The organism is Hymenobacter rubidus (assembly GCF_016734815.1).
Classification (GTDB): Bacteria; Bacteroidota; Bacteroidia; order Cytophagales; family Hymenobacteraceae; genus Hymenobacter; species Hymenobacter rubidus.
This window is the reverse complement of sequence record NZ_JAERQF010000004.1, coordinates 217,428-241,181: the sequence shown is the minus strand read 5'-3', so window position 1 is coordinate 241,181 and position 23,754 is coordinate 217,428. Positions and strand designations below refer to the sequence as shown.

General features: G+C 61.9%; 26 protein-coding genes. 2 read left to right on the top strand and 24 right to left on the bottom strand.

What is annotated here, in order from left to right; genetic code table 11:
* Nucleotides 1-1,318 precede the first annotated feature (1,318 nt).
* Nucleotides 1,319-1,921, top strand: a complete 603-nt coding sequence (locus JKL48_RS05120) for a Uma2 family endonuclease (RefSeq protein WP_201979428.1) — start codon at nt 1,319-1,321, stop codon at nt 1,919-1,921.
* 614 nt (nt 1,922-2,535) lie between these two features.
* Entirely contained in the window at nt 2,536-2,823 is a 288-nt protein-coding gene (locus JKL48_RS05115; protein WP_201979426.1) for a hypothetical protein, read from the top strand.
* 244 nt (nt 2,824-3,067) lie between these two features.
* Here the strand turns inward: JKL48_RS05115 and JKL48_RS05110 are convergent, their stop codons facing one another.
* The 24 genes from JKL48_RS05110 to JKL48_RS05000 form a co-directional block, all read right to left on the bottom strand.
* Complete coding sequence (locus JKL48_RS05110) at nt 3,068-3,562, bottom strand: hypothetical protein (RefSeq protein WP_201979424.1); 495 nt, start codon at nt 3,560-3,562, stop codon at nt 3,068-3,070.
* A gap of 459 nt (nt 3,563-4,021) precedes the next feature.
* Nucleotides 4,022-4,228 carry a hypothetical protein gene (locus JKL48_RS05105; RefSeq protein WP_201979421.1) on the bottom strand — a complete coding sequence of 69 codons (207 nt, stop codon included), beginning with the start codon at nt 4,226-4,228 and terminating at the stop codon, nt 4,022-4,024.
* 294 nt (nt 4,229-4,522) lie between these two features.
* Nucleotides 4,523-5,107, bottom strand: coding sequence for a recombinase family protein (locus JKL48_RS05100; protein ID WP_201979418.1), 585 nt, complete (start codon nt 5,105-5,107; stop codon nt 4,523-4,525).
* Nucleotides 5,108-5,195: 88 nt separating this feature from the next.
* The gene (locus JKL48_RS05095) at nt 5,196-5,663 is read right to left on the bottom strand and encodes a hypothetical protein (protein ID WP_201979415.1); all 468 of its coding nucleotides are present in this window, start codon (nt 5,661-5,663) and stop codon (nt 5,196-5,198) included.
* A 184-nt stretch (nt 5,664-5,847) separates the two neighbouring features.
* Nucleotides 5,848-6,006: a CcmD family protein gene (locus tag JKL48_RS23020; protein ID WP_236668622.1), complete on the bottom strand. Its 159-nt coding sequence runs from the start codon at nt 6,004-6,006 to the stop codon at nt 5,848-5,850.
* 1 nt (nt 6,007) lies between these two features.
* Nucleotides 6,008-6,727, bottom strand: a complete 720-nt coding sequence (gene ccsA / locus JKL48_RS05090; protein ID WP_201979411.1) for a cytochrome c biogenesis protein CcsA — start codon at nt 6,725-6,727, stop codon at nt 6,008-6,010.
* 503 nt (nt 6,728-7,230) lie between these two features.
* Entirely contained in the window at nt 7,231-7,734 is a 504-nt protein-coding gene (locus tag JKL48_RS05085; RefSeq protein WP_201979403.1) for a hypothetical protein, read from the bottom strand.
* A gap of 190 nt (nt 7,735-7,924) precedes the next feature.
* Nucleotides 7,925-11,071, bottom strand: coding sequence for a hypothetical protein (locus tag JKL48_RS05080; RefSeq protein ID WP_201979400.1), 3,147 nt, complete (start codon nt 11,069-11,071; stop codon nt 7,925-7,927).
* A 24-nt stretch (nt 11,072-11,095) separates the two neighbouring features.
* Nucleotides 11,096-11,536 carry a hypothetical protein gene (locus JKL48_RS05075; protein ID WP_201979398.1) on the bottom strand — a complete coding sequence of 147 codons (441 nt, stop codon included), beginning with the start codon at nt 11,534-11,536 and terminating at the stop codon, nt 11,096-11,098.
* On the bottom strand, nt 11,533-13,008 hold the full coding sequence (locus tag JKL48_RS05070; protein WP_201979395.1) for a hypothetical protein: 1,476 nt from the start codon (nt 13,006-13,008) through the stop codon (nt 11,533-11,535). Before JKL48_RS05070 ends, JKL48_RS05075 begins: the two co-directional genes overlap by 4 nt.
* Nucleotides 13,005-14,900, bottom strand: coding sequence for a SprB repeat-containing protein (locus JKL48_RS05065; RefSeq protein WP_201979392.1), 1,896 nt, complete (start codon nt 14,898-14,900; stop codon nt 13,005-13,007). Before JKL48_RS05065 ends, JKL48_RS05070 begins: the two co-directional genes overlap by 4 nt.
* Complete coding sequence (locus JKL48_RS05060; protein WP_201979388.1) at nt 14,900-15,439, bottom strand: hypothetical protein; 540 nt, start codon at nt 15,437-15,439, stop codon at nt 14,900-14,902. Before JKL48_RS05060 ends, JKL48_RS05065 begins: the two co-directional genes overlap by 1 nt.
* 2 nt (nt 15,440-15,441) lie before the next feature.
* Nucleotides 15,442-16,281 carry a hypothetical protein gene (locus JKL48_RS05055; protein ID WP_201979376.1) on the bottom strand — a complete coding sequence of 280 codons (840 nt, stop codon included), beginning with the start codon at nt 16,279-16,281 and terminating at the stop codon, nt 15,442-15,444.
* A gap of 88 nt (nt 16,282-16,369) precedes the next feature.
* Entirely contained in the window at nt 16,370-16,603 is a 234-nt protein-coding gene (locus JKL48_RS05050) for a hypothetical protein (RefSeq protein ID WP_201979373.1), read from the bottom strand.
* Nucleotides 16,604-16,612: 9 nt separating this feature from the next.
* Nucleotides 16,613-17,596 (bottom strand): amidoligase family protein, encoded by a 984-nt coding sequence (locus JKL48_RS05045; RefSeq protein WP_201979370.1) that lies wholly within the window; start codon nt 17,594-17,596, stop codon nt 16,613-16,615.
* A 185-nt stretch (nt 17,597-17,781) separates the two neighbouring features.
* Complete coding sequence (locus tag JKL48_RS05040) at nt 17,782-18,060, bottom strand: hypothetical protein (RefSeq protein ID WP_201979368.1); 279 nt, start codon at nt 18,058-18,060, stop codon at nt 17,782-17,784.
* Between the two features lie 286 nt (nt 18,061-18,346).
* Nucleotides 18,347-18,937: a DUF4468 domain-containing protein gene (locus JKL48_RS05035; RefSeq protein ID WP_201979365.1), complete on the bottom strand. Its 591-nt coding sequence runs from the start codon at nt 18,935-18,937 to the stop codon at nt 18,347-18,349.
* Between the two features lie 78 nt (nt 18,938-19,015).
* Entirely contained in the window at nt 19,016-19,414 is a 399-nt protein-coding gene (locus JKL48_RS05030; RefSeq protein WP_201979362.1) for a hypothetical protein, read from the bottom strand.
* Nucleotides 19,414-19,815, bottom strand: a complete 402-nt coding sequence (locus JKL48_RS05025) for a hypothetical protein (protein WP_201979359.1) — start codon at nt 19,813-19,815, stop codon at nt 19,414-19,416. The genes JKL48_RS05030 and JKL48_RS05025 overlap by 1 nt, the downstream gene beginning before the upstream one ends.
* Nucleotides 19,816-19,871: 56 nt before the next feature.
* Nucleotides 19,872-20,357 carry a hypothetical protein gene (locus JKL48_RS05020; RefSeq protein ID WP_201979357.1) on the bottom strand — a complete coding sequence of 162 codons (486 nt, stop codon included), beginning with the start codon at nt 20,355-20,357 and terminating at the stop codon, nt 19,872-19,874.
* Between the two features lie 16 nt (nt 20,358-20,373).
* Nucleotides 20,374-20,718 carry a hypothetical protein gene (locus tag JKL48_RS05015; RefSeq protein WP_201979355.1) on the bottom strand — a complete coding sequence of 115 codons (345 nt, stop codon included), beginning with the start codon at nt 20,716-20,718 and terminating at the stop codon, nt 20,374-20,376.
* Nucleotides 20,718-21,731, bottom strand: coding sequence for a DUF6712 family protein (locus JKL48_RS05010; RefSeq protein ID WP_201979353.1), 1,014 nt, complete (start codon nt 21,729-21,731; stop codon nt 20,718-20,720). Before JKL48_RS05010 ends, JKL48_RS05015 begins: the two co-directional genes overlap by 1 nt.
* A complete protein-coding gene (locus tag JKL48_RS05005) occupies nt 21,731-23,098 on the bottom strand; it encodes a KH domain-containing protein (protein WP_201979351.1) in 1,368 nt (455 codons plus the stop codon). The genes JKL48_RS05010 and JKL48_RS05005 overlap by 1 nt, the downstream gene beginning before the upstream one ends.
* The gene (locus JKL48_RS05000) at nt 23,099-23,518 is read right to left on the bottom strand and encodes a hypothetical protein (RefSeq protein ID WP_201979349.1); all 420 of its coding nucleotides are present in this window, start codon (nt 23,516-23,518) and stop codon (nt 23,099-23,101) included. It abuts the gene before it with no gap.
* Nucleotides 23,519-23,754 lie beyond the last annotated feature (236 nt).

Below are 23,754 nucleotides of genomic sequence, written 5' to 3'. Positions count from 1 at the left end.
ACCTACGTGGACGACGAAGGAGCCCTTCCGTGCGACCCGCGGTTTCCGCAAGCTCGCCGCTTCGCGTGGCGGTTCCTAGCGGAAGGGCGCGAACTCGCCATGTGGTACGCGGCCCCAGGCCAAGCCCAGGCGGTGGAGAGGCGCTATAAAATCCTCAAGCTGACGCCCAGAACCCTAGTGCTCGAAGGGTGGGCCCCGGCGTACTCTTGCAAAGTCATTTTAACCTATACCGCCTTGTAGCTTGCGGCAATAGTTCTTTCACGAAAACGGTGGTTTTCCGAAAGATAGATACGCTCAAATTACTCCCAAAAAAAGGTTCCCGCTGGCGCAAGTCTGCGCGGAGCCCTAATTCATTCACCAGAGTAGCCTAAGCAGCCCCCGCCCCGCCCGCGGCTGGGGCTGCTGGCGGTTCCGGCCGGGTCGGGACGTTCTTAAATAATTTCACTGGCCCGACATACCTCTACCACCGCTGGGGTGCTGCCGGAAACTTTGATTAAATAATGGTCTACAAAGTGCTGCGCCCGGTACACGTACAGATTGGTGTAAACCCCGCCGGGACCAGCCACGGCGCGATACATGCGAACCTGTAACCCGCCGCGACGCAGGAAGCCAGTGCGTTTAAAGAGTGGAAACCCGCTTGTGGTAATGGGTACTGGTGCGCCCGTCGAAGTCGGTTGTTCCCCCCATAAGGCATCGAAACCCGTCCCGGGAAAGCAAGCGGCAAAGGGTCCTGCCAAGGAGGCGGTGGGCTCGCTGTGCCCGGGGAAGTACAGGTGCTTGGCCGTTGGGTAGTAGCGGGCCACGAGTACGGTCGCGAAGTAGTTGAACGCGGTTTGCTCCGGTGGCGGGGGACTAGCAATCGAAAACAAGGTGGCTAGAAGCAAGAAGGACATGGCAGGGGTGTAAGTGACCAGGTAATGGAGGAACCGGCCATAAGAGCAGATGCAAATAACCCGTGCTTTTCATAAATGAACCGCAAGAAGCCCCGACCCCGCCAGCGGCTGGGGCTTCTTGCGGTTCCGGCCGGGGGCGGTGACTTATCAGGCGTCTCGGCGCACCGGTGCTGGCCGGGCTTAGAACGTGTTTGGGTTTTGCCTAGCCTGTTCCAAAACGTCATGCTGAGCGCAGTCGAAGCATCTCTACTGCAATAGTAAATCCTGTCGATTGGATTACTTGCACAGTAGAGATGCTTCGGCTGCGCTCAGCATGACGTTCTTTTCAAATTTCCAAACATGCCCTTACACGCCTGGCGGCGGGCTCTGCCCCTGGGCCCGGTATATTTGTTTACGCCTTCCACCCCCTTCAACTGCCCCGTGTCATGGCCCCTATCACCTCCCTCTCGCAGCTCGACCCCAACGGCGTGTACACCTACGCCGATTACCTGACGTGGCGGTTTGACGAGTCTGTGGAGTTGATAAAGGGCAAGGTGCTGCGGCCGATGGCGGGGGCCAGCCGCCGACACCAACAGGTGTCGCGGCGCTTAGGCTTTGCGATTGACAGCCATTTGCGGCGCAGCTCCTGCGAGCTGTATTACGCCCCGTTCGATGTGCGCCTCACGCGCAACGCGGGCGCGGGCGATGCGCAGGTGCTAACCGTGGTGCAGCCCGACCTCATGGTGGTGTGCGACCCCGCCAAGCTGGACGAGCGCGGCTGCGTGGGGGCCCCGGACTGGATTATCGAAATCGTGTCGCCCGGCAACCTCAAGCACGACACCAAAACGAAGTTCGACCTCTACGAGAAAAACGGGGTGCGCGAATACTGGGTGGTGTTTCCCGGCGAGCAAACCGTGCTGGCCTACTTGCTGGACGAGCACGGCCGCTACGAGGTGGCCGGCGAGTACGCCGCGCCCGGCCCCATGCCGGTCACGGTGCTGCCCGACCTGGCCGTGGAGTGGAGCGAAGTGTTTGACGCGGCGGGGTAGCAACCTTGGCCGGCGGGGCTGGCGGTGCTTGCGCAACGCCTGCAGCAACCACAACGCCGCTACCTGCCCGGCGGGCTTTTCGGGGCCGCGCGGTGGCGTTGGGGTTTTTGGCGGAAATGGATTTCAGGAAGTCAAACATGGCCGAGGCGGTGGCAAGGGTGGGGCCGGGTTTGGGAGGCGGCCGTTTTCGCAGCCCGTAGCGCGGACTTTGTCGTCTGCGCTACGGCCATGCGCCTGCTCAAGCATGCCAAAAAATCTTCAGCACACGGACATTTTTTGGGGATACTGGCGTTTAGGAAACTCATCCCTTCGGGGCATTTCGTAAACGATGAATCGTAGACGAGTTTCTTAAACTCACTAGCGCGGTGTCGGGGTTGGTGTAGAGTAGCGCGAACTGTGTAGTTCGCGTCCCCGCGCCGCTAGCTCGTTCTGGCACGCGAACGACAAAGTTCGCGCTACTGACCGCACGTACACTGACGTCGAAACGGCTGTAGGTCCTGCAGTAGCTTGCAGGGACCCAGTAGCGGGCCGCTGCAAGTGGTTTACCAAATGGAGGGTAAAAACCGTCGCTGGTTTAGGAAAAGAGCAGTGCCACTAACCGCTACCATAGCTCCATGTTGATTCTACTTGTGTACGGCTTGTTCTTGCTCTATCTGCCTCCGTACCTGTTGGGCCGCATCACTTATTGGGGATTGCAGCGTCTCTTCCCCTGCCCAAGCATTAGACGTAATCACGTCCTAATCTGGGCGTTTTTCGCTTATCCGGCGCTGTACTTATTCTTTCTCGTTACCCATGTAAAACACATGAATACGTTTGTTTTGTATGGTAGCGGCTTCGCGCCTGCCATTGCCGTAGTGATGGCCTATCTATTGCGGCGCAATGCTTCTCAAGGCGGCACGTAACGGGTTTTACCCTGTGCTATGGGTTCAGAAAAATGGTGGAAAGGTAGCCGCCACTGCGGGCGCCGTGAGCGGAACGAAGCTTAGAGCGGTTTCGGGGTCGGTATACAGTCGATGGAAGTAGCGCGAACTGTGTAGTTCGCGTCCCTGCACAGATTGTAAACGTTGAAACGGCGCGGGCACGCGAACTACAAAGTTCACGCTACTTCCATCGACTCCGAAACCGCGCTAGCCCGTCGAATTCGACTTACAGGCCCTCCTCGGTCAGGTACAAGCCGCAACTGGAGCAGGCGCGGATGCGGTATTGCCGCGAGGGGAAGGACTGGCCCCGGGCACCGGGGGGCCGCGGCGGGCGCTGGAGCATGTCTTTGCCGCAAGCCGCGCAGTGGGCCGGGTGCTCATCCGTCCACTGGCTGCCGGGCTTGGTCAGCCCGGCGCTGCCGCACTCCGGGCAATACGCCCCGAATTTGAGCAGCGGCACGGCACAGCCCGGGCATTTGGGGGGGATGATGGCCCAGATGGTGAGCACAATGGTTGCCTGCACCAGGGGCACCAGCAGCACGAACAGCAGGTCAAACCACGCCGCCGACCACGACCCGGTAAAGACCAGGACCAAAAACAGCCCCCCGCTGGTTAGGGCGAAGCGACGGGCCCGCCGTTTGCGCCGGTGGTAGCGGCCCACGACGGGAGCAAAATCGAGCCGGAACTGCTGCTGCTGGGCGGGGGAGTAGGGCAAGGCCATCGGAGGCGCGGATAACGATGTGTAAGAAAACGGTAGAAAAGCAAACCAATATTGTAGGCTTACAGCGCTATTCTAATGAGTCCGCCGACAATCTGCATGGCAACAGCGTGGTCCCGGCGGTCTGGGCCCGGGCGGGGTGGGGCCGGCCCATCACGGCCAGGCCAGCCAGGACGAGGACCGGGGGCCAGCGACGAAAAGCAGCCATGGATGTGGTCGGGTGGGATGAGGCCGGAAATATACAGGCGAGAGGTTAAGCAAAGTTGCCTGGTCTTGGGAAGTAAATCGAATCAGGTATTTCTCCTTCGGCGCCAGTATAGCCACCCGTGTGCTACGCGGGTACTGATTGAACTACCGGAGCAGAACAGCATTGGTCCGGGGTTGCTGACAGCCCTGGGTAGTGTAGAACAGAAAGCCTCTAAAGCTAAAGGAAACCTATCTAAGCGTTGGTTTTGGAAGGGCTCAATGCTTCTCCCAGCGCTCGGTGAAGTCCTTCTTGCTCCAATAGCTCCAGAGCCTGGAAACCGGATTGACGATGACGACTTCACTCGGGTGCTCCTCGTCATCGGCCGCCGTCATGCCCAACTCCAGCTCGTATTCTTTGTCACGGCGGAAACCGGCAAAGCCGTCCATGCCGCGAAACGTGTACTTCTTCTTTTGAAATTCCATGCGGCAAAAGTAGTCGCCCTCCTTACCAGCGGCTTACTTCGACCGGATTTTGGCCCTGGCTTTCGTTGGCTTCCTCTCTCCGATTTGCCGCCGATGCCCACCCGCTACGACGAGCCGTAGGCCGGCACAACAGCCGCCGCCCATTCCTGCCGACCTTTGCGGCCCCCATGCCCGCAACGCCCGCTCCTGCTTCCCATTCCTACACCCTCGGCTTCTGGCTGAGAATTATCAATATTTTGTTCACAGCCTAATTTCGCACTTTTCACAAAAAAGGGTGGCAGAAATGGTGGCAAATCAGACTACGACTGCCACGTACTTTGCCACCGTACTTGGGGAAATTCCGAGGGTGCGAGCGATGAATCCGTTGGACTTGCCCTCCCCTTTCAGGACCCGCGCCTGCTCTACTACCACTGACCCTTTCGTCGGTGCACCAAGTTTGATGCCGGCGGCTTTCTTCTTGGCCAGGGCAGCTTTGGTGTTCTCCGAAATCTTAATCAGGTCCTGGGCGGCGATGGTGCTCAGCATCGAGACAATCACGTCGGCGAAGGGGCCGAGCGTGTCGAGGTACGGCTCCATGAAGGACTTGTAGTTCACCCCGTGGTCGCTCAGTTCCTTTAGGTACTTGAGCGTGGCCAGCGTGCCTTCGCGGCTGAAGCGGTCCAGGCGCCAGAACACGACCAGGTCAAACTTCTTCTGGTAGGCTTCGAGGAGTAGCAGTTTAAACTGCAGGCGGTCGGCCTTGCCCCCGGACACTTCCTCGGTGAACACCTTGTAGATGGTGCCGTGCTGCTCAGCGAAGGCGCGCAACTGGTGCAACTGGTTCTCCGGGTCTTGGCCTTTGTCGTTGGTGGACACGCGGGCGTAGATGGCGACTCTCATACCCAAAATTACCAACCGCTACTGTGTAGTTTTATATCACCGTTTTCCTGAACTACGACGGAGCTATTTCCACTTCGACTGAAGAGAGCTATTTGGTGCAGGGCACTGGTTTAAGGACCTCTTTACCGAATTTCAAGGCAGATACCCGCTCGAATTCGAATTTTCCATCCCGCATCACCAGTTCACAACCGCCCTGGGCATACCCGTCGGAGCGTCGCAAAAAAGCAATGGGCGTGGTGAGCGCCGAACCATTTTCTCCCGCTCCCGCTGTGTATTCTCCCAGGAGCGTATCTCCGTGCATGGTGCCGGTAACCGTGCCCGTGTAATGGTCAGACCCGCCATCGTAAATCATGGTCCCAGAAACAGTAGGATATAGAGTCAATAGCGAAAGTCGAAGCGTGTCTTCTTCAGCGAAGTGGGCGTAGCAACCCACCGGTTGATTTTGCACTTGACAACTCGTGAATAGGGGGAGGGCGCTAAACGAAATGGCGCAGCCGAGAGCTCGCAAGAGTTTCACGGCGCCACCAGGGCCATTCGTTTGTAACAGGTTCGTCATAAAATAGTGGCAAGTTGGAAAAAGCAGCGAAGTGAGTTGTGAGAATTAAGCGCAAGAAACAAGCATTGATTCTCACAACTCTATTGACGTTATGAAACTGGCAAACGCTCGTTTTTCTAAATTGAGCGCGTTCAACGTAGTACCGTTTTCGCAGACTACTTAGTTGCAAGGAAGGCACCTTGTTTTAGCGCCTATTCCTTTGTTCTAGCTTGCGAACCCGGCTCCCAATCTGAAGAACATAAAACAGCCATCCTAACAAAATAATGGCAATAACCAATAGGACGACCCACAATTTGCCATCGGAGCGTAGAAAATCTGTTAATGAAAGGGATACCAAAATCATTTTAGGTTAAGTCTTTGGTTGCGTAAACCTCTTTCACTGGATTATTGACATCGGCATCATCCTGTTCATCGAAATGCGCTTCTAACCGGCGGATTCTGACGCGGAGTTGGGTAATCCAGAAGCCCAGCAGTGTGAAGCCGACAAACGCGGGGCGAATAATCATTTTGATAGAACTGTCGGCGTCGTATTGATTGAACCCCGGGTTGCCGCCATTCCCGGGATGCAATGAATCCGTCAAACGCGGTAAAATGATGATAAGGGGAATGAAAACGGAGAAAGCGAAGATGTTGTAGATGGCCGAAATTCGGGCCTTGCTCATGGCATCATTCATGGAGCCGCGCAAGACGAAATAGGCCAAGTAAATCAGCATGCCGACACTTACGCCGTTGGTTTTGGGGTCATTGGGCCAGAGTGCGCCCCACGTAAAATAGGCCCAGGCAGAACCCGTGAGGCATCCTAAAACGCCAAATAAAAGGGCGGTGTTGGCAAGTTCCACCGAAATAAGGTCGTCGTCTGGTCGGCCTTTACGCAGGTAGCGAATGGCAAAACAAGCGGAAGCGAACAGCAGAATAACCATCGCAATCCACAAGGGGGGATGGAAAAAGGTGTTGCGAATGGCTTCATGCAACAGCGGCAATCTTGGGACGGGATTTATCAGGCCAGCCCAAAACACATAGAGTAGAATGAGGACAGTTAAGGCTTTCCACCAATGTTTTCGCATATGCTATTCTGTTGTTTGGATTGGCCCCAAAAGTAGCTAGCGATGCGCCTTGATAACCCTCGGTTTACTAAACTAATCCAGTAGCTTGGAAAAAGATGGCCAACAGACCGCTCCAGTACCTGGCGAGTTTAAGAAACTCGTCTACGAATCAAAGTTTACGAAACGCGTAAAGTAGATGAGTTTCGTAAACTGCGAACCCTCCAAAAAACGGACGTATTCTGGAGGGTTTCGCACAGTGCCCAAACGGCCCGGAAACGCAGGTTTTTCGGGCCGTTTTTTTGCCCCGTTTTTTGGAGGGCTCGGAGTTTACGAAACTCATCTCCTTGGCGCGTTTCGTAAACTTTGATTCGTGAACCAGTTTCTAAAATTCTATTCAGGCCAATAGGCGAGGTTAGGCCCTCCGCAAGCATGCCCAAGTAGCATTTCAGAAAAGACAAGGTGGCTGCTGCTGAACCCGGATTCAGCAGCAGCCACCTTAAAGTTATACAGCGAACTGGGCCGTTTTATTGACTTTTTTCTAGATTAACAAACTGGCCAACAAGTACAGAGCCTCCGCTCCCAGCCGAGAAGGTTCCAGACCACGTTCCGGGTTTGGTACCTGCGGTTAAAGTACCATTAAGGGGTGGTGAAAATCTGGTACCAAAAAACCCAAATGAATCGAACCCATTGAGTTGAGCATCGTGCAGAACGAAATCAGTGTCAGGCGAGCTTTTGCTGGGCTTGTTATAGAAGAGGAAGATGCTTTCCACTCCGTTTGTTGTTGAGCCAGGCTTCGGCTGGTAATTGGCGATAATCCTGACTTCATACCGATCGGTTCGAGCGCCTGGAAATGTCCCCAATTCAACCAAAGCACCGGTCTTCACAGGAGAATAACCGGTAATTTGGTAAGCAAAGGAAGCAGAAGCATAAGAAGGGGGCAGTACCGGCGCGTTTTGAGTCGCGTCTTTTTTACTACAGCCGCTGAACAGGGGCAGCATCAGTAAACAAGGAAGTATAAGTTTAAGCATGAGACGAGGTTAAGTATTCTTGTATATAAGTACTTTGCTGTACTGTACCCCAAAAATATGGTCGTGATTTGATACATACAATACCTATTTCGGGGTGTTCTGGTGTTTCAATCACATCGGCTCAGGCGCTTTTCGCCAGCGGATCTTGGTTTTGCTCGAATTAGCAAACAAGAGAAATTAAGCTTTCAAACTACTTCGGCCGAATTTCGGACTTGGCCTTCGTTTGCTTAATCTTCTCCAGGTCGCGGTCGAGGGCCAGCAAGTCATTCACCACTTCGAGGGTGGTGGCCCACTGCTCCACGCCTTCGAGTCGTTTATCTAACGACTCCAGCACCTGCAGCATCCGCTCGTTCACGGCCGCCTTGGGCACTACTACGTCCCACTCGTCGACCGAAGCCCGGCTGCTGCCCTCGCTGGTGGGGCCGCCTTCGTAATAGCCGCGCTGCCGGCGTTGCTCCAGCCAGCCTTCCACCTGCATCACCTGCGGGTCGGCCCGCATCCACTTCGGCACAACGTACTCGTCCTCGTGTACGATGCCGGCCACGGCGTGCCCGCTGCCGTCCTGCAGCTTGCCATTGCTGCCGATGCTCATGCCGGTGGCCATGGCAAACACGTCCCACAGGCTGCCAGCCTGGCCGCCAGTGGCAACGGTAGCGCCATCACCGGTGCGCCCCCCCTTGGCAAAGCCGGCAATCTTGGCGATGGCCATGCCGGCGCGGAAGGTGGCTAGCCCACTCATGCCCAAGCCGTAGAGCGGGCCGGCAATCGGGCCCATGGTCGCGGCCGTGGCCCAATAGCCCTGCACCTCGTCCACGTAATTCATGCCGATGCTGGCGATGGCCTCCGCCTTCCGGGCCGCTTTGAACACCTTATATAAGATGGTTTGCTCGCCCAGGGCGTCTTCCAGGTTTTTCACGCCCTCGTCCTGCATCGTTTTCTCGACGAAGGCCAGCTTCTTGCGGAACTCGGTCAGGCTTTCGTCCTCGGTTTTCACCTTCTTCACGTGGGCCGCCTCGTCCTTGAGCTTGTCGGCCTGCAGCTTTTTCCACGCCACCGACTCGGCCGCGTCGCGCTGCTTAATCAGGTCCAGCTCCCGCTGCATAGCGGCCTGCTTGAGGGCGTACACCGCATCCTCGTACTGCTGCTGGGTGAGCAGCTTGTTGGCCAGGTTCAACTGGGCCTGCGCTTCCAGCAACTCGGCATCGGCATTGGCCTGGGCAATCTGCTTATCAATGTCGTCCTGCCGACGCTTCTCTTCTTCCTCGGCATGCTTCTCCCACAACTCCCGCAGGCGCAGGTCGCGCTCGGCCACGATGGCGGCCACCTGTTCGGTGTAGTCGGCCTCCAGCCCGGTCAGGGCGTCGACCTTTTTGGTGGCCGCGTCCAGGATTTTCTGCCGCTCCTCCTCCCGGCGCACTTCCTCGTCGCTCTGGTGGGTGCGGTCCAGCTGGTCGAGCAGGGAATTGCGCTGCATCAGGTCGTCACCCAGTTCCTTGCTCAGTCGCTTGGCATCGGCCAGGCGCTCCCGGTCGGCCCGGTCGCGGTCGGCCTTGGCTTTCTTTTCGGCCGCCTCGCGGGCCTTCTTCTGCTTCTCGGTTTCGCCGGCCGGCGCCTCCTCGCCGCTGCTGGCGGCCGTGCCACCCCCGCCGGAGCTGGTTTCGGTGGTTTCCACGCGCACCGAGCGGGTGATGCGGTTGTTTTTGCTGGCCTGGTAGCCGGCGGCGAAGGCCTCGGCCGCGCGCTGCCCACTGCTCAGGGCCACGTCGGCCGTGGCGCTGAGGGCCGACTTGAAGCCGGCGACGATTTTATCCTTGTCGAGGGTGAAAATGCCGATGATGATGTCCCCCACGCCGCCCAGGATTTTCAGGGCATCGTCCTTGATGGTCGTAAACAAACTCACCACCACGGCGCCCAGCCCGCCCAGGATGCCGCGCAGCAGTTCCGATTTGTTGTACCACTCGATGAAGTTGTCAATCACGTCGCGGCTCACGGCCAGCAGCACGCGCAGGGGCAGCAGCAGTACCGTGAGCGCCGTTTTCAGGATGTCAACGGCCATCGACGCCGTGTCGGTCTGTTCGTTGAACAAGCCCAGCCCCTCCAGCACGTCGCCGATTTCGCGGTAGTAGGCCATGAACTGGTCGACCAGCTCGGTGACCATGTCCAGCAGCGGCTGGCTTTTATCCAGTACCCGCCCGAACCACTGGCCCAGCTGCTCGAGCACCTGGTTGACTTTGCCCCCCACCGTCTCCTTGAACTCGCCGAACCACAGGCTCAGCGTGGCCATCCCGCCGGCCGCCTTCCGGGCGGCCTCGGCCGAGCCCCCGAACTCGGAATTCAACTCGGCCAGAATCAGCTTCTGGGCGCCGGCCACGTCGCCTACCTTCACCATCTGGGCAATCTGCTCCTTCTGCTGGTCGGAGAAGGTTACGCCCACGCGCGTCAGCGCCGTAATGCCCTTGATGGGGTCATTCAGGGCCTTGCCGAGCTGGATGCTGGCGCCCTTCATATCGGCCGGGCCGTCGCCGGCCATCTTGGTGGCCAGGTCCTGAATGGCGGGGATGGCGTCCTCGAACACGCCCTTTTTCACGTTTTTAAACGTGAGCAGCATGGCCGAGGCCCGGTTGGTTTCGTCGTCGTCGAAGAGCGTCACCTTGGCCCGCTCCGTGCCGATGCGCCGGATTTCATCGGCCGTGAGTCCGGCGGCGTTCTTGGTGGCGTGCAGCGTGGCCTCCAGGTCGGCGCCGGACTTGGCGCTGCTGAGAAACTCTTCGCGCGAGGCCGAGAAGAAGCCGAACAACTGCTGCACCAAGCCCATGATGCCGCCGGCCGTGAGGAAGGCAAAGGCGTTGGCGAAGCCCTGCTTCAGCCAGCCGGTGCTCTCGGTGGCGCCCTTGATTTCGGTGCTCACCTGGGCAATGCGGTCCTGCAGGGCGTGGTAATCGGCCAACATCTTCTGCCGGCCGGGTGCGTCGCCGTTCATCTCCTGCAGCTGCTTTTCGAGCTGGGCGGAGGCCGCCTTCATGTCCTTAAACGAGGAGTTGATTTTCTGCCCGTTGAGGATGACCTGCAGGTTTTCCTGGTTCATCTTCTCGGTGGCCGCGCGCACTTCCTCCTCCGACTGCACGTAGGTGCGCATTTCGGCGCGGGCGGCGCCCACGCGCTGGGTGAGCACCTGGAAGTCGCGCTGCAGCGCTTGCCGGCGCGGGTCGTCCTGGCTCATCTTCGTGAGCTGGTTGTTCATCAGGGCCACGCCCGCGGCCATGTCCTTGATGCTGGCGTTGGCCTGCTGGGCGTTGAGGAGGATTTCTAACTCCCGGGTTTCCTTATCTGCTGCCATGAGGGCTTACTTATCAGTTAATTGTTAAAAGCGGATGGTCGTCTCGCCGGGCAATGCCTCTACGGTTTTCGCCACCAGCACCTGGCCGTACAGTTCCAGCATCAGCTCACTCAGGCGCTTGGTCTGGTGGGCCACCTCCTTCGAGTACCAGGGCCGGGCCTTGCGCTGCAGCCGGCGCAGCTTGCCGCGCGAGTTGCGCAGGCGGTCGTAGCCGTCGTCGCCCTTCCGGATGCCGGCCCCGTGGCCGCGGCCCACGCCCATGTCGACGAACTTGCCATAGAGCGCGTAGCTCAGCCGCAGGCGGAGCTGGTCGCCCTCCGCGGCGCCGATGACTTCCTTGCGGAAGGAGGCCAGCAGGGCGCCGGTGTGCTCGATTTTCAGCCGGCGCAGGTTGGCCACGAAGCGCTCCACGGTGATGTCGAGCCACTCCACGGCCAATTGGCGCGGGGTTAGGTTGGCGTTCATCGGCTAAGGCGGTAGGTGAAGGTGGCCGCCTCCAGGCGCCGGCCGGTGGTTTTCAGGCTCAGGGAGACTTTCTCCCAGAGGTATTTCTGCCAGTACACCAATTCCTTGCGGGCTGGGTCGAGGGTGAGCAGGTCGGCCACCCGGAACTCCATGAGTACTTCGCGGGTGGTGGCCCGGTCGAGAAAGTCCAGCCAGGCCCGGTGCCAGGTGGCGTACAGGCCGGCCTCGCCGTCCCAGTGCAGGGTGCTGGGGCCCACGGTATTGCCGTGCATGTCTTCCCGGTCCCAGGTGGCCAACGGGTAGAGTTGCTGCTGGCTGTCGGGGCACAGCCCGCGGTCGTAGAGCAGGCGCAGGCCGCAGTGGCTGTCGTCGCCCACGCCGAAGGCCAGCGAGGCGCCCTTGGCGTCGACTGCCGGCAGGCGCCAGGTGCGGGCCGGGTTGATGTAGTCGGGCTCCTCGACCACGTGCAGCGTGCCGGCCTCGGTGCTGAGCGTCTGCTTGCCGTTGCCCACGCGCAGCGTGGCCCAGCCGGTGTCGAGGGTTTTGTTCAGCTCGTCGTCGCTCTCCAGCCCCATGCTCAGCACCCAGCCGGTCTGGGTCACGGCCGTGCTGCGGCCCAGCCCGCCGGTGCGGTCCAGATACGCCGGGTCGGCTATCACGTCGCGCAGCGCGCGGATGCTCAGCTCCCGGCGCTTGGGGTGAAAACCGTAGCCCAGGCCGTAGACTTTCTGCAGCTGCACCAGCAGGGCACCGACCTCGAGGTCGGGCACGTGCCGGTTCACGGCGAAATCGGCCGGCAGGCTGCCATCGGCCTGTTCCACCGTGCGGTCGGAGTACAGAATTGCCGCCTGGGCCTCGGGCGTGTCGAGCCAGGGGCCGCTCAGCGCGTAGCCCACGGCGCCCAGCACGCGGTGCAGCAGCGGCACCAGGCGCAGGAAGGGCACGATGGGCTGGTGGTAGGCCAGCGTGCCCGCCGGGCGGTAAGTGCCGTTGGCGTAGTAGTTGAGCGTCATGCCGTAGTTGGCCACTTCGCCCCCGTAAAAGGTGTAATTGCGCACGCAGGGCAGGGCGTAATCGGCCGCGTTGTGCACTAGCTGCAGGGGCACGCGGCCCAGGTCTAGCGACGGCAGGGTCACGCCCTCGATGCGGGCCTGCAGGTCGGCGGCATCGGCCACGAAGTTGTAGGCGTAGAGGCCCTTCTTTTCGTCGCACTCCAGGTACACCAGCGAGCCGACCCAGCGCAGTTGCTCGTCGATGTAGAACTTGCAGGGCTCGGGCGCCACTACGTCACCCTGGGCGGCGCGCACGTCGGGGAAGTTCAGGGCCTGCGCGTTGCCGGCCACCGGCAGCCCGAAGGGGTAGGTGATGGTGCCCGGCACGCTGTCGGGGTTGAAAAACGGGCTGTTGATGTCCACCGTGATGGTGCCGGGGGCCAGTACCAGCCAGCCGGCGGCGACTTTTAAGCCAATCATGAGCCGAGCGCATAAGTGACCTGGTCGCTGCCCAGCCGCGGGGTGTACAGCTCCTCGGTCGTAAGGTAGAAATCGAAGTCGAGCGTGGGCACGTTTTTGCTCTCGTCGCGCAGGGGGCTGGTTTTGGCCTTGATGAAGCCCGGCACCCAGCGGCCCTGGTCGAGCAGCAGCACCCGCCGGCTGAGCAGCAGGTCCTGGGCGGCCTGCATCTGGGCGCGGGTGCGCGGGCCACTGGCCAGCTTCACCACCGGCCGCAGTTGGCGGGTCTGCACGGCCGTGTCGCCCAGCAGCGGGTCCGAATAGGGCGTCAGCGTCCGGGCGCCCTCGTCGCCGGTGACTTCGCCTTCAGTGAGCGCCTCGCCCAGCGCGGCGTAGGTGGCCATGCCGCCCAGGCTGGTGGCAAACAGCAGGTAGCGCCGGTGCGGGAACACGCGCGTATCGAGCACGAAGCGGCGGGTTTCGCTCAGCACCGTGGCTTCGTCGGGGGTGGTGACCCACGTTTCCCACCACAGCACCTGCTTGGGGCCGGCGAGGCTGGCCAGGCCCAGGGCCTGGTAGCCCACCGGCCGGCAGTACACCTCGTGTAGGCGCACGGTATCCACGCCGCCCAGGTTGAGCACTTCGTTGGTCCCATCGGTGTACTGCACCCGGAGTTGGAAGCGAAAGCCGGCGGGCGACTCGCTCACCAGGTAGTAGAGGAATTCAGGCTGGTCGGCCAATACCGACTTCACCGGCGGCTCCCAGGTGAGAAACGGCTTCACCGCCGGCTGGTAGGTGGTGAAGAAGGTACGGCTGCGCGACTCGTAGAAGTTGAGCCCGCCCAGCACCACGTAGTTCTGCACGAGCACGGTGGTGGCCGCGCGCACCGGCGTGTCGCCAAAGCTCTCGGCGTGCTTTAAGTAGAAGCGCCGGAACAGCGGGTCGGCCCGCAGCACGCCGGTGGCGCCGACCGGCGGCACGTGATGCTGCAGGAAGGTGTCGAGCAGGGCCTGCACCTGGAACTCGGTGCGGCCGTCGCGGTCGGCCGGCTGCTCGAGCACGCCGCCGACCAGCGTAAAGTCGCCGCTGAGGTACACTTTCTCCACCCACACCTCGCAGAGGAAGGTTAAGTTGGGCTTGAGCGTGTGGTCCAGGCGGTAAGCGTTGCCGGCGTCCAGGGCTAGGGTGATGGGGTTGCGCGACCAAAAAAACAGGTCGGTGTTCACCTGCACGGCTACTTCGGTCGAGCATCCCAGGGCGTCGGTGATGGTCACCGAATAGGGGCCAGCGGCCAGGCCGGTGCGGTCGCGGGTGGTGGCCCCGTCGCTCCATAAATAAGTATAGAGGCCACTGCCGCCGGTTACCTGCAGCGTGATGTTGGGGCCAATGCTTTGCACGGTGACGGCCAGCTCCGGGTTGGTGCCCACCTGCACGGTGGCGCGGGCGATGGCGCCGCTGGGGCCGTCTGTGACGACGACGCGGTAGGTACCGGCGCGCACCGGGCCGCGGTTCTGGGTCGTCACGCCGTCGCTCCAGCTGAAGGTGAACGGGCCGGCCATGCCCGCGGTCACCAGCGCGATGGCGCCGGTGTTGCCACCGTAACAGACCGCGGCCGTGACGGTGGCCGTGAGCACGAGCGTGGTGATGACGGTGGTCACGCCCCCGTTGCCGTCGTGGAAGTAGCCGGTGCGCGTGGCCCCGTCCACCCACACGTAGAACTCCTGGGTGGGGTCGCGGCTGTAGTCGGGCGGGCCCGGCACCGGGGCCTGCTGCTGCACGTCGGGGCTGTGCACCACCGTGCGGGTGGTTTCGTCAAACTCGTACACGTCGCCCTTGTAAATCGGGTCGAGGTAGTTGTTATCGGTGTCGATGACGGCCGAAAAGAAAACCCAGGTACTCTTGAGTAGATACATCAGGGGGCAGGGGTAAAGGCCGCCGGGTTGTAAGCCAGGGCCGCGTTGGCGGGGGAAATGATTTCGAAGTCGAAGCGCGTGCCGTACCAGGTGCCGTCGTGCAGCGGACCCACGGCGTCGCTCAGGATGGCGCCGATGGGCCAGCGCACCTTTACCTGGTCTTCGTACTGCTTCCGGGCCGCGGCCAGAATTTCCTCCCCGGACTGCTCGGTGCGGTCGAGGATGGTCCAGGCGTCGACTTCGGCCGACTTCTGCTCGAGCAGGAAGAAGGCCCCGCGGCTCTGGCGGGTGTAGTTATCGCCGTTGTTGTCGGCCAACTGGGTCTGGATGGACTCCAGCACCAACACTTGTTCCCCGGCGCCCGGCTTCAGGAAGCGGCCGAGCAGGGTTTCCTGCATCTCCAGCAGGTCGACCTGGCGCTGCAGTGGGTCGACGCTGACGATGATGCGGGCGAAGCGGGGCGAGTCGTCGCGGTGGCGGATGCGGACGTGCCGCTCGGCCAGGCCCTTGAACAGGGCCGCATAGGCTGAATTGCGCATGATTAAGCGGTTTTGGATGGGTGTTTCAGGCGCAGGTATTCCACCGCGGCATCCTGCATTTCGGCCAGCACCAGGCGCAGGGGCTGGGTGGCCGTCTGCTGCACCGGGCCGAAGACGCCGCCCGAGAGCTTGCGCAGCACCCGCTCCCACTCGGGCGCCTTTTGGGGGCCGGCCTCGTGCTCATCGGCCACGGTAAACACGTCGGGGAACTCGCTGGCCAGCTGCTGCCGGCAGCCGCGGTACCAGGTGAGCACGGCCAGCTTGTCGAGGTCGGGCACCGGGGCCAAGCGCGGGGTGCGGGCCTCCAGGTGGTTTTCGTTGAAGGCGATGCGCACGTCGCCGTTCCAGTCGGGGGCCTCCGGATTGGGGTTTCGCTTGCTCGGCCGGTAGAGCACGGCCAGAAACTGGTCGAGGTAAGTAGCCCGATTATTCAGCCGGGCCTTTTTCGTGGCCAGGTGGTACTGCAGGAAAAACGTGTCGGCGAAAATGAACTCGCCGAAAGTGACGTTGCTCAGGGAGGCGCGCGGGCCGTGCAGCGTGGCCACCGGCTCGGTGACGTGGCGGCCGGGCACTTTCAGGGTGGGAAGCAGCTGAGCCGTCAGGCAGTGGTCCTCGGATAAAACGAAGTCGGTCAGCGGCAGCAGCTGGGCCAGCACGTCGGCCGGCAGCCCGCTGAGCAGCGGCAGCCGGAAGCCGGTGAGGATGGCCAGCAGCCGCAGCCGGCTGCCGGCAGGTGGGCCGGCGTAGAGTTCGGCCAGCACTTGGCGCAGCTGCGGCCGGGTGAGCTCATTCCAGGTGGAGGGCACTTGCCGGGTGGTCGTGCCGATTTGCAGGGTTTCCATGGGCCGAAGTTGCCGGCGCCTGCCACGGGGAAAAAGGACACAAAAAAGCCCCGCCGGTGGGGCGGGGCTTCCATATCCTCTTGGTAGCTCATGAGACGGGCGTAATGAACCCGCCTTGCTGCAGGTCGTGCAGGAAGTGCTCCACCGAATCGGTGCGCACGAGGGCCCCGGTTTGGATTTTGCACCCTTCGGCCATGTTTTCCATAAAATCCTCCACCCCGACCGAGTGAATCCACTGCAGGTCGATTTGGCGCAAGGCTTCGACTAGTTCCAAAGGGGAGGCGGCCTCGATGTGGCCGCCTCCGAGTATTTCATATTTCATAGGTAGGGCTTAGCGGGTGGCCAGCGCCGTGCGGCGGCGCTGGTAGAAGGTGGCAATGTCGCGCTGGTTAAAGGTAGCAAACTCGCTTACGGGGAGCGCCGGGGTTACGAGGCGCTGCTTCGAAAAGTCGACCAGATTGGCCAGAAATTTAATCCAGAAGCTGATTTTTTCGAAGTTGGTGGTGCCGCTGTGCTGGCGAAATTCGATGGTGCGCTGGCGAAAATAGCTTTGCATGTTGACCTTGTGGTAGCGGCAGCCGCCGTTGGCCGCTTCGCTCAAGGCCTCGGCCGTGGTGGCGCTCAAGATAGCTTGCTCGGCCTGGGCCAGGGTCCGACCACGCTGGAGGCTGCGGCAGTAGTAGGCGGCGTTGCCCCGGCGCTCGGCCGGTACTAGCTGGTCGATGGTGGGCTCCAGGACGAGGTAGTTGCGTACCAGCTGGCGCATGTGTTCGACGCTGAGGTCGCGGGCCCCGAGGTGGATGTGCAGGCCGCAGCTGCTGTTGACCTGGGCGCCGCAGATGCGCAGGGCCCGGCAGGCGCGTTCCAGGTCAGCTAGGCCTTCGAGGCCCTGCAGTACCGGGCTTACCAGTTCGAAGGCGTTGGCGCCGCTGATGCTGGCGTCGCTGGTGATTTTCCAGTGGGGGCGGGTGCTGTGGTTGTAGCTTTCGCTTTCGGCTTCGAGTCCTTGGGCGCGTAGCTCGGCCAGCAAGGCGGCGCGCGTTACGCCGAAGGCTTCGATTTCAACGCCGAAGGTGCGGTTGAAAGGGCCGGTGGTAAAGGGCGCCAGGGCCTGGGCGGTGGCGGTGCGGGTGGGCGTTACCAGGGCCCGCTCGGCGCCGGTGGCCATCCAGGCAGCGTAGACGTTCTGGGCGAAGCCGTAACCGACGCCCATCATCGTGGCCACCTCGCGGCGGGTGTGGCCGAGTTGGAAGAGCTGCTGCATCTTCCAGGTTTTGGTGGTTCCGGTCGTGGCGAGGATTTGGGCGGCGGTCATGGCGTAAGGCGTTGTTTTGCTGTCGTTTAGTATGACAAACAACGCATCCTTCTGCCCGACAAGTCAAGTTAAATAACTTGTTTTTGAGTGCGTTAGCGCAGATTCCAGGCACGGTCGAATCGGTGACTGGCACGGTGCAAAAAAAGCCCCGCCGGGTGGGGCGGGGCTTTGGTAAAGGATAGATTTTATAAGTCAGGGTCCAGCTCCCGGACGCGCTTTTCCAAGCCCCCGATTACCTGTACCAGTTGCAGCTCGAAGGGACTGAGTGGGGTGAGCGGCCACAGGTTGTAGCGCTTAAACAACTCGTACATCACCGCGTTGTCGACGAAGATGGGCTCGGCCAGCGGCGGCTCTAGTGGCTTTTCCTCCGGCTGGTGCTTTGCACCCTCATCCGTGGCGTCGTCGAGGTCGTCGAAAGGAATACGGCCGAAGCCAATGGGCGGGGCATTCTTTGTTTTAGCCATAGCAGCAATCAGGCAAGCCGGGGAAATCGCTGCAAACACATCAGGACCGACGGTCCCACGCATACGGGTCATGCTCCCGCTCTACTCCCCGGCCGTAAGCTGACGGCCGAGGACTATCGGTTTCTTTCGTTTCCCTGATGTGTTTGCCTAGCGAAGATACGCCAAGTGGGGAAGTTCAGAATCAAAAATGCCCGCCTGCACTGGGTGCAAGCGGGCCGCTAAGGGGGGGGGAATGCACTGGAAGTCACTACTACAGTCAACCGATGGGGTATAAACCGCCCAACTATCACCAGCTTCCATTGGTTTTCATCCCTTTTTTGATGTCGTAAATCAGCACCCTTCTGCACATCAAGAACACTTCGGCAAAGGTCAGCGCAGCGTAGTTGGGCTCGCCATCGGCTGAATACGCAACCTTCAAAAACTGTTCCACCGGCACGACTTCGCCACTGGCATCGGACTGAAAATCGAAGTCCAGCAACTCGTATCGATAGCGGCCATCTATGGTTGAAATTTTTACGGTGAAATAGAGCCGCTGCTGCATGCCGTTGCCGAAGTCTTTCACGATTTTGTCGTGAAAGCCGCGAAAGGTGATATCTCCGACGTTAGATTCTTCAATTCTAATGACGGTGATTGGGTATTTAGAGTGGGAAACGACATAACCATCGCCGTTTAGATTATTAACTGCCAGCTCTCTTGCGCGGCAATTAAGCTCCGCTTTGGAAACGTATTCCACCGGTATACTCTCATAACAGTACGTGCGGCCCGTTGCAGAGTCGAGCAGAACGTCTCGGATGTCCTGCAACTCGGGAACATGCATTACTTTCTGCGCGGCGGCTTGGCTGTTCATGCCGCTTGCAAACAGCAGCAGCAGCAGCATGCATAGGTAAGAGCGCATCGAAATTGCGGCTAAGGGGGAGGCTATGCCTAAAGGTAACCCCTTAGCTGCCGGTAAACATCATACCGGGAAAAACCGTCGCCCGGCCCAACCGCCCAGCGTGAGCCCACCAGCCAGCAGCAGCCCGTAAGTCACCCAAGGCTGGGTGGGCCTGGTCGCGGAGGCCGTGGGGCTCGCGCCGATGGCGGCGGCATCGGCTTTGGCTTTGCCGGTGGCCACGGGGTTGGCCACGTTGCCCCGGCCCTGCTGAATGGTAATGTTCACCGGCCCGCTCAGCTTGTACTTGCGCGCGCTGGGCAGCGTGGCCCGAACCACGCTGTCCGCCGCGGGGCTGAGCCGGGCGCCCTGATAGGCCTCGCGGTTGCAGCCCGCCAGCAGCAAGGCCAGGGCCAACAAGGTGAGGAGGGACACGCTGGCTAACACGCCCAGGGCGTGGCAAAATCGTCGGAGTTGTTGCATCAGTACCTGGGATTATCGGCGACGTTGGCCACGGCAGCTACCATGCGCTTGAGTCGCCAGTTTTCAAATACGCCCTCGCCTTCGCGCTGCAGGGCACCCCCACCCCCGGTATTGCCGCCAACGGCCCGGCAGCTGGGCCCACTTCCCCACACCAGCAGGGTCTCGGCGTGGCAAATGGCCCGTTGTCCCCACGTAAAGCCAAGCACGTCGCCCGGCTGCGGCGGCGGGCGGCCCGCCACCGGCTGGCCGTTGCGCCAGATGGTGTGGACCCGGTCGAACCAGGCCAGGGCCCGGCCGAAGCGCGGCACGGGCAGGCCGGCCCGGCGCAGGATGGCCACCACCGTCCACGAGCACCACGCCTGGCCGGGCTGCCCGCCGGCTTCCCGGACCAGGGCGTCCACTTCCCGGCCGCGGTTGAAGCCGTGCTCCCGGATGCCGACCAGCTTGCGGGCCTCGGCTACAATGCGGGCGCGGAGCCCGGCACGGCCGTCATGGCCAGGGTCAGCATTTGCGCGGCCAGGTGCAGCAAATAGGCCAGCGAGAGCAAGCAGAAGGACAATCGAACGCATCGCACGAGGAAAATGAATTGGTGGACTTTGCGCCGCTCGGTCAGCTGGGCCAGGCGGTCGGGGTAAATGTTGGCTTCTTCGAACAGGGGCTTGCGCAGCTCGGTCGTGAGGTTTTCGAACAGCATCCCCTCCCCTTCCAGGCTTTCGGCCTGGTAGGTGCGGAAGCGCGGCAGAAACTTCTCGTAGGCGTACAGGCCCATGTGCAGGGCGCCGCTGAAAAGCAGCGCGGCCAGGCCCAGGGCATTGAGCAGGTCCACGCCGAAGCTGCCGGCCGTGGGGTCGTAGAGCCGAATGAGAAAGGGCAAGCCCAGGAAAATGGCGGCGGCCATGGCCAGGCCGGAGGCCGCGCGACGGAGGTAATTGGGAATGGGCATGGGGAATAACGACGGGTTAGCGGGTATGGGCTTGAATCCACTGGTCGTGCAGGGCGGCGCGCTGCTCCAGCGAGTTGAGGCGGCTGTCGATGGCCTTGTGGATGGCTTCCGCATCCTTGCGGCTGAGCTTGAGGTCCTTGATTTCGGCACCCTGGTAGTCCAGCTGGGCCTGGTGCACCTTCACCGTGCCCAGCAGCTCGACCAGGCTGCGGTTCGTCTCGCGCAGCTCCGTGCCGGTGCTGTTGATGGCGAAGGTGTAGAGGCCCTGCACCAGCAGCATGAGGAAGGCGCACACGCCCACCAGAATCCAGTTGCGGGTCTGCTGCTGGCTGATTTCGATTTTGTCGGCCGTGGGCTCCATTAGCAGAATCTGAAGGTTTTTGCGGTGAGCGCACGCGCGGCCGGCGGGGCCGGCGCGGTGTAGGCCGCGGAGTGGAAGTAGGGGGCAAAGCGCGTGGCCGAGGCCGTGCGGTCGAGGTAGCGGGTGAGCTGGCGCAGGTAGCGCGCGCCGGTGGCCAGCGCCTCCAGGCTTCGCTTGGCCATGAGCTGGTCGAGGCCGGCATCGGCCTCTTTCGAGTTGCTGTCGTCGAGGCGGGCCACCATCAGCTCAATGCCGTCGCCGGTCAGCTTCAGCCCCAACTCAACAATGGCATGGCCCACGGTGAGGCTGGCCAGGGCCGGCAGCACGTAGGTGCGGAGCAGGTGCTGATTGTCCAACGACAGGTTGCGGGCCCGCACCTGCTCACGCAGTTCCTGCAGCAAGTCGGGGCCGAGCACGCGGGCCAGCTCGAAGGCCTCCAGCCGGCGGCGCACCGGGCCCAGGGCCAGGAACACCGGGCGCGCGGCGCTGATGTTCTCGTACTGCTGAAAGTCGGCGGTGCTGGTGAACAACTCCCGGCGGTGGCGCTGGCCGGCCTCCGACGCGGCCCAGGCCCGCAACTCGTCGGACGCATCCCGGTTCTCCTCCAGCCACTGCACCAGCGCATCGAGGTCGCCTTGGCCCCGCTGCTCCAGTTGGGTGCGCAGCTGGTTGGTTTGCCACTGGAAGGCCGTCTTGCTGGTTTCCGTGGTCAGGATGTGGATGCCGGTGTTGTCGATGCTCACCTGGTGCTCGGCCAGGCCGGCGGCCACGCCCAGCCGGGCGATGGGCCGCTGCACCCGGCGCAGCAGCTCCGCAGCCAGCGAGTCGGCCGTGGGGCTGAAGTCCGGCGCGTCGTATTGCGCCTGCAGCCAGGCGCGCAGGTCTTTGCCAAGCATCAGGGCGAGGGTGGTGTTTTCCACTTCGCGCAGGGCCAGGGCCAGGGCCGGCGGCACCTGGCTGACATCGAGGCTGACGTATTGTTTGAGTTCGGCGGGGGTGTTGAGCAGGGCCATCAGGGCGTGGTGTTGGGCGTGGACTCGGTGGGCTTGTCCAGCGTGTTGATTTCGGGGTTGAGGAAGCGGAACTCCAGCTCGGGGTCCCAGCCGTTGTAATCGCGCACGAAGTGCAGCACCTCCAGAATCTGGTCCTGGTGGAAGGTGTGCGTGTTGAGGAAGAGGTTGGCCGCCACGCGCTTGTCGGACCCGGAGCCGGCGCCCATGCCCTTGCCCGGCGAAATGCCGCTGAGCGTGGGGTCCACCTGCAGCGCGGTGTAGATGTGGCTGCTGGCCTCCTGCGAGTCCTCGATGTAGAGGCCCGACTTGAGTTTGTCGTCGATGGCCGTGACCTTGAACACCGAAATGGGCGGGCCGCCGTTGGGGTCGGGCATGGTCACGGCCAGGATGGACTTGCCGGCCCCGTCCGTGCCCGCCATGGTTTTCTCGAAGGCCTCCAGCTCCTCGGCGATGAGGCCCTTGCGCTGCGACTCGCTCTTCTCGCTCCAGTCCGGGTACTTCCACTCCCAGTAGCGCAGGTCGGCCTCGATGATGTACTTAATCGAGAGCTGGTTGATGAAGAGCTGCTTCTTGAACTCGGGAATGGCCTGGGCCACGTCGAGCCAGCCCGACTTGCGAATCGGGTCCCAGGCCACCAGCTGGTAGAGCGTCTGGCCGGGGCTGGGCAGCGAGAGCGGAAAAATGTACTTGAACCCGCGCGTGTCGGTGCGCAGGGCCGCCACCGGGTCGTGGTAGGGGTCGAGCACCGGCACGCGGGTGGTGTAGGCGTCGCCGGGCGCGGCATCCGGCCAGTTGGCCGAGATGTACACCCACGGCGGCACGGCCTGGCCCAGCACCTGCGCGGCGTAGCGGCAGAAGGGCGTGTCCTGGATGCAGAGGCTGGTTACCTGGCTGCGGTCGTTGCTCAGGACCAGCTCGGGAAAGGCGTTGGCGTAGTAGGTCAGGCCCTGCAGCCCCTCGAAGCCGAAGCGGGCCAGGTTGGATTTGCGAAAAAACGCCTCCACCACCGGGTCTTTCTTCCGCTGAAAGACCTCCGAGCCGTCCGCTTTGTAGCCGGTGACGGTGCCGTAGATGATGCCCTTGCCGTAAATGGCGCGGGTTTTCCAGTCCAGCACCGGCCCCAGGATGGTGCTCTTGGCGATGGCGGCCCGCACCTGCTGCGGAAAGTCGTTGCCCGCCCCCCAGGGGGCAATTAGGCCGTTGGCCGTAAGCTTGTCCACCGGGGACGTGGGCGCCGCGCCGTCCGGTTTCCCGGCCGGCGCGCTGCCCCTGCCGCCGGAGGCGCGCAGGGCGCCCGGCGTGCGAACAATGGCGTTCAGCCGGCGGTGGTAGCCCACGCCGTTGCCGGCAAATACAAGTGGCTGCATTTAGAGGTAGACTTTGCGCCCCGCGACGTGCGTGAGCAGGTAAATGTGAATTTTCACCAGGGTGCCGGTGCGCGTATCGACCAGGTTGCGGGTGGCATGGCGCCAGTGGTCCGGGTTCTTGGGGCCGGCTGGAACCGGCACCAGCCCGTCGGCCGCGACGGCAGCCCGGTCGGCGTCGGTTTCCTCCTCCGGCCGCGGCGTGCGCAACTCACCGGCCGCCTGGCGGTGGCCGCGGCCGATGCGCGCGGCCGGCAGCTTACCGAAGTCGCCGCCGGTGCCGCGGCGCCGGTCGCACTTGACCCACTGCACGGCCACCGGGGCGGGCCCGTCGAGCAGGTCCAAAGCATCTTTAAGTCGGATAGTGGGCTGTTCCATTGGTGCTACAAAGCAGCCACGCCACCGAGGCCGGAAAAAGGACACAAAACCGCATCAGCGGCCCCGAAAAGGCCCCAAAAGCCAATCTCACTGCCGATTGCGCCCACGCGCTGCAATGGCCGTTTTTGGGCTGCGACAGTGTTTTACAGTCTCACCAGTCGAGCAGAAGACCCCGGCTTGCACTGTCGGCCGATGGCAGTTGCCGAGGGCTGCCTCGGGGATATCTGTGGGGAGGGCCGTCCGATGGCCGTCGACCGTGCTGGGGTTCAGGCAAACAAAAA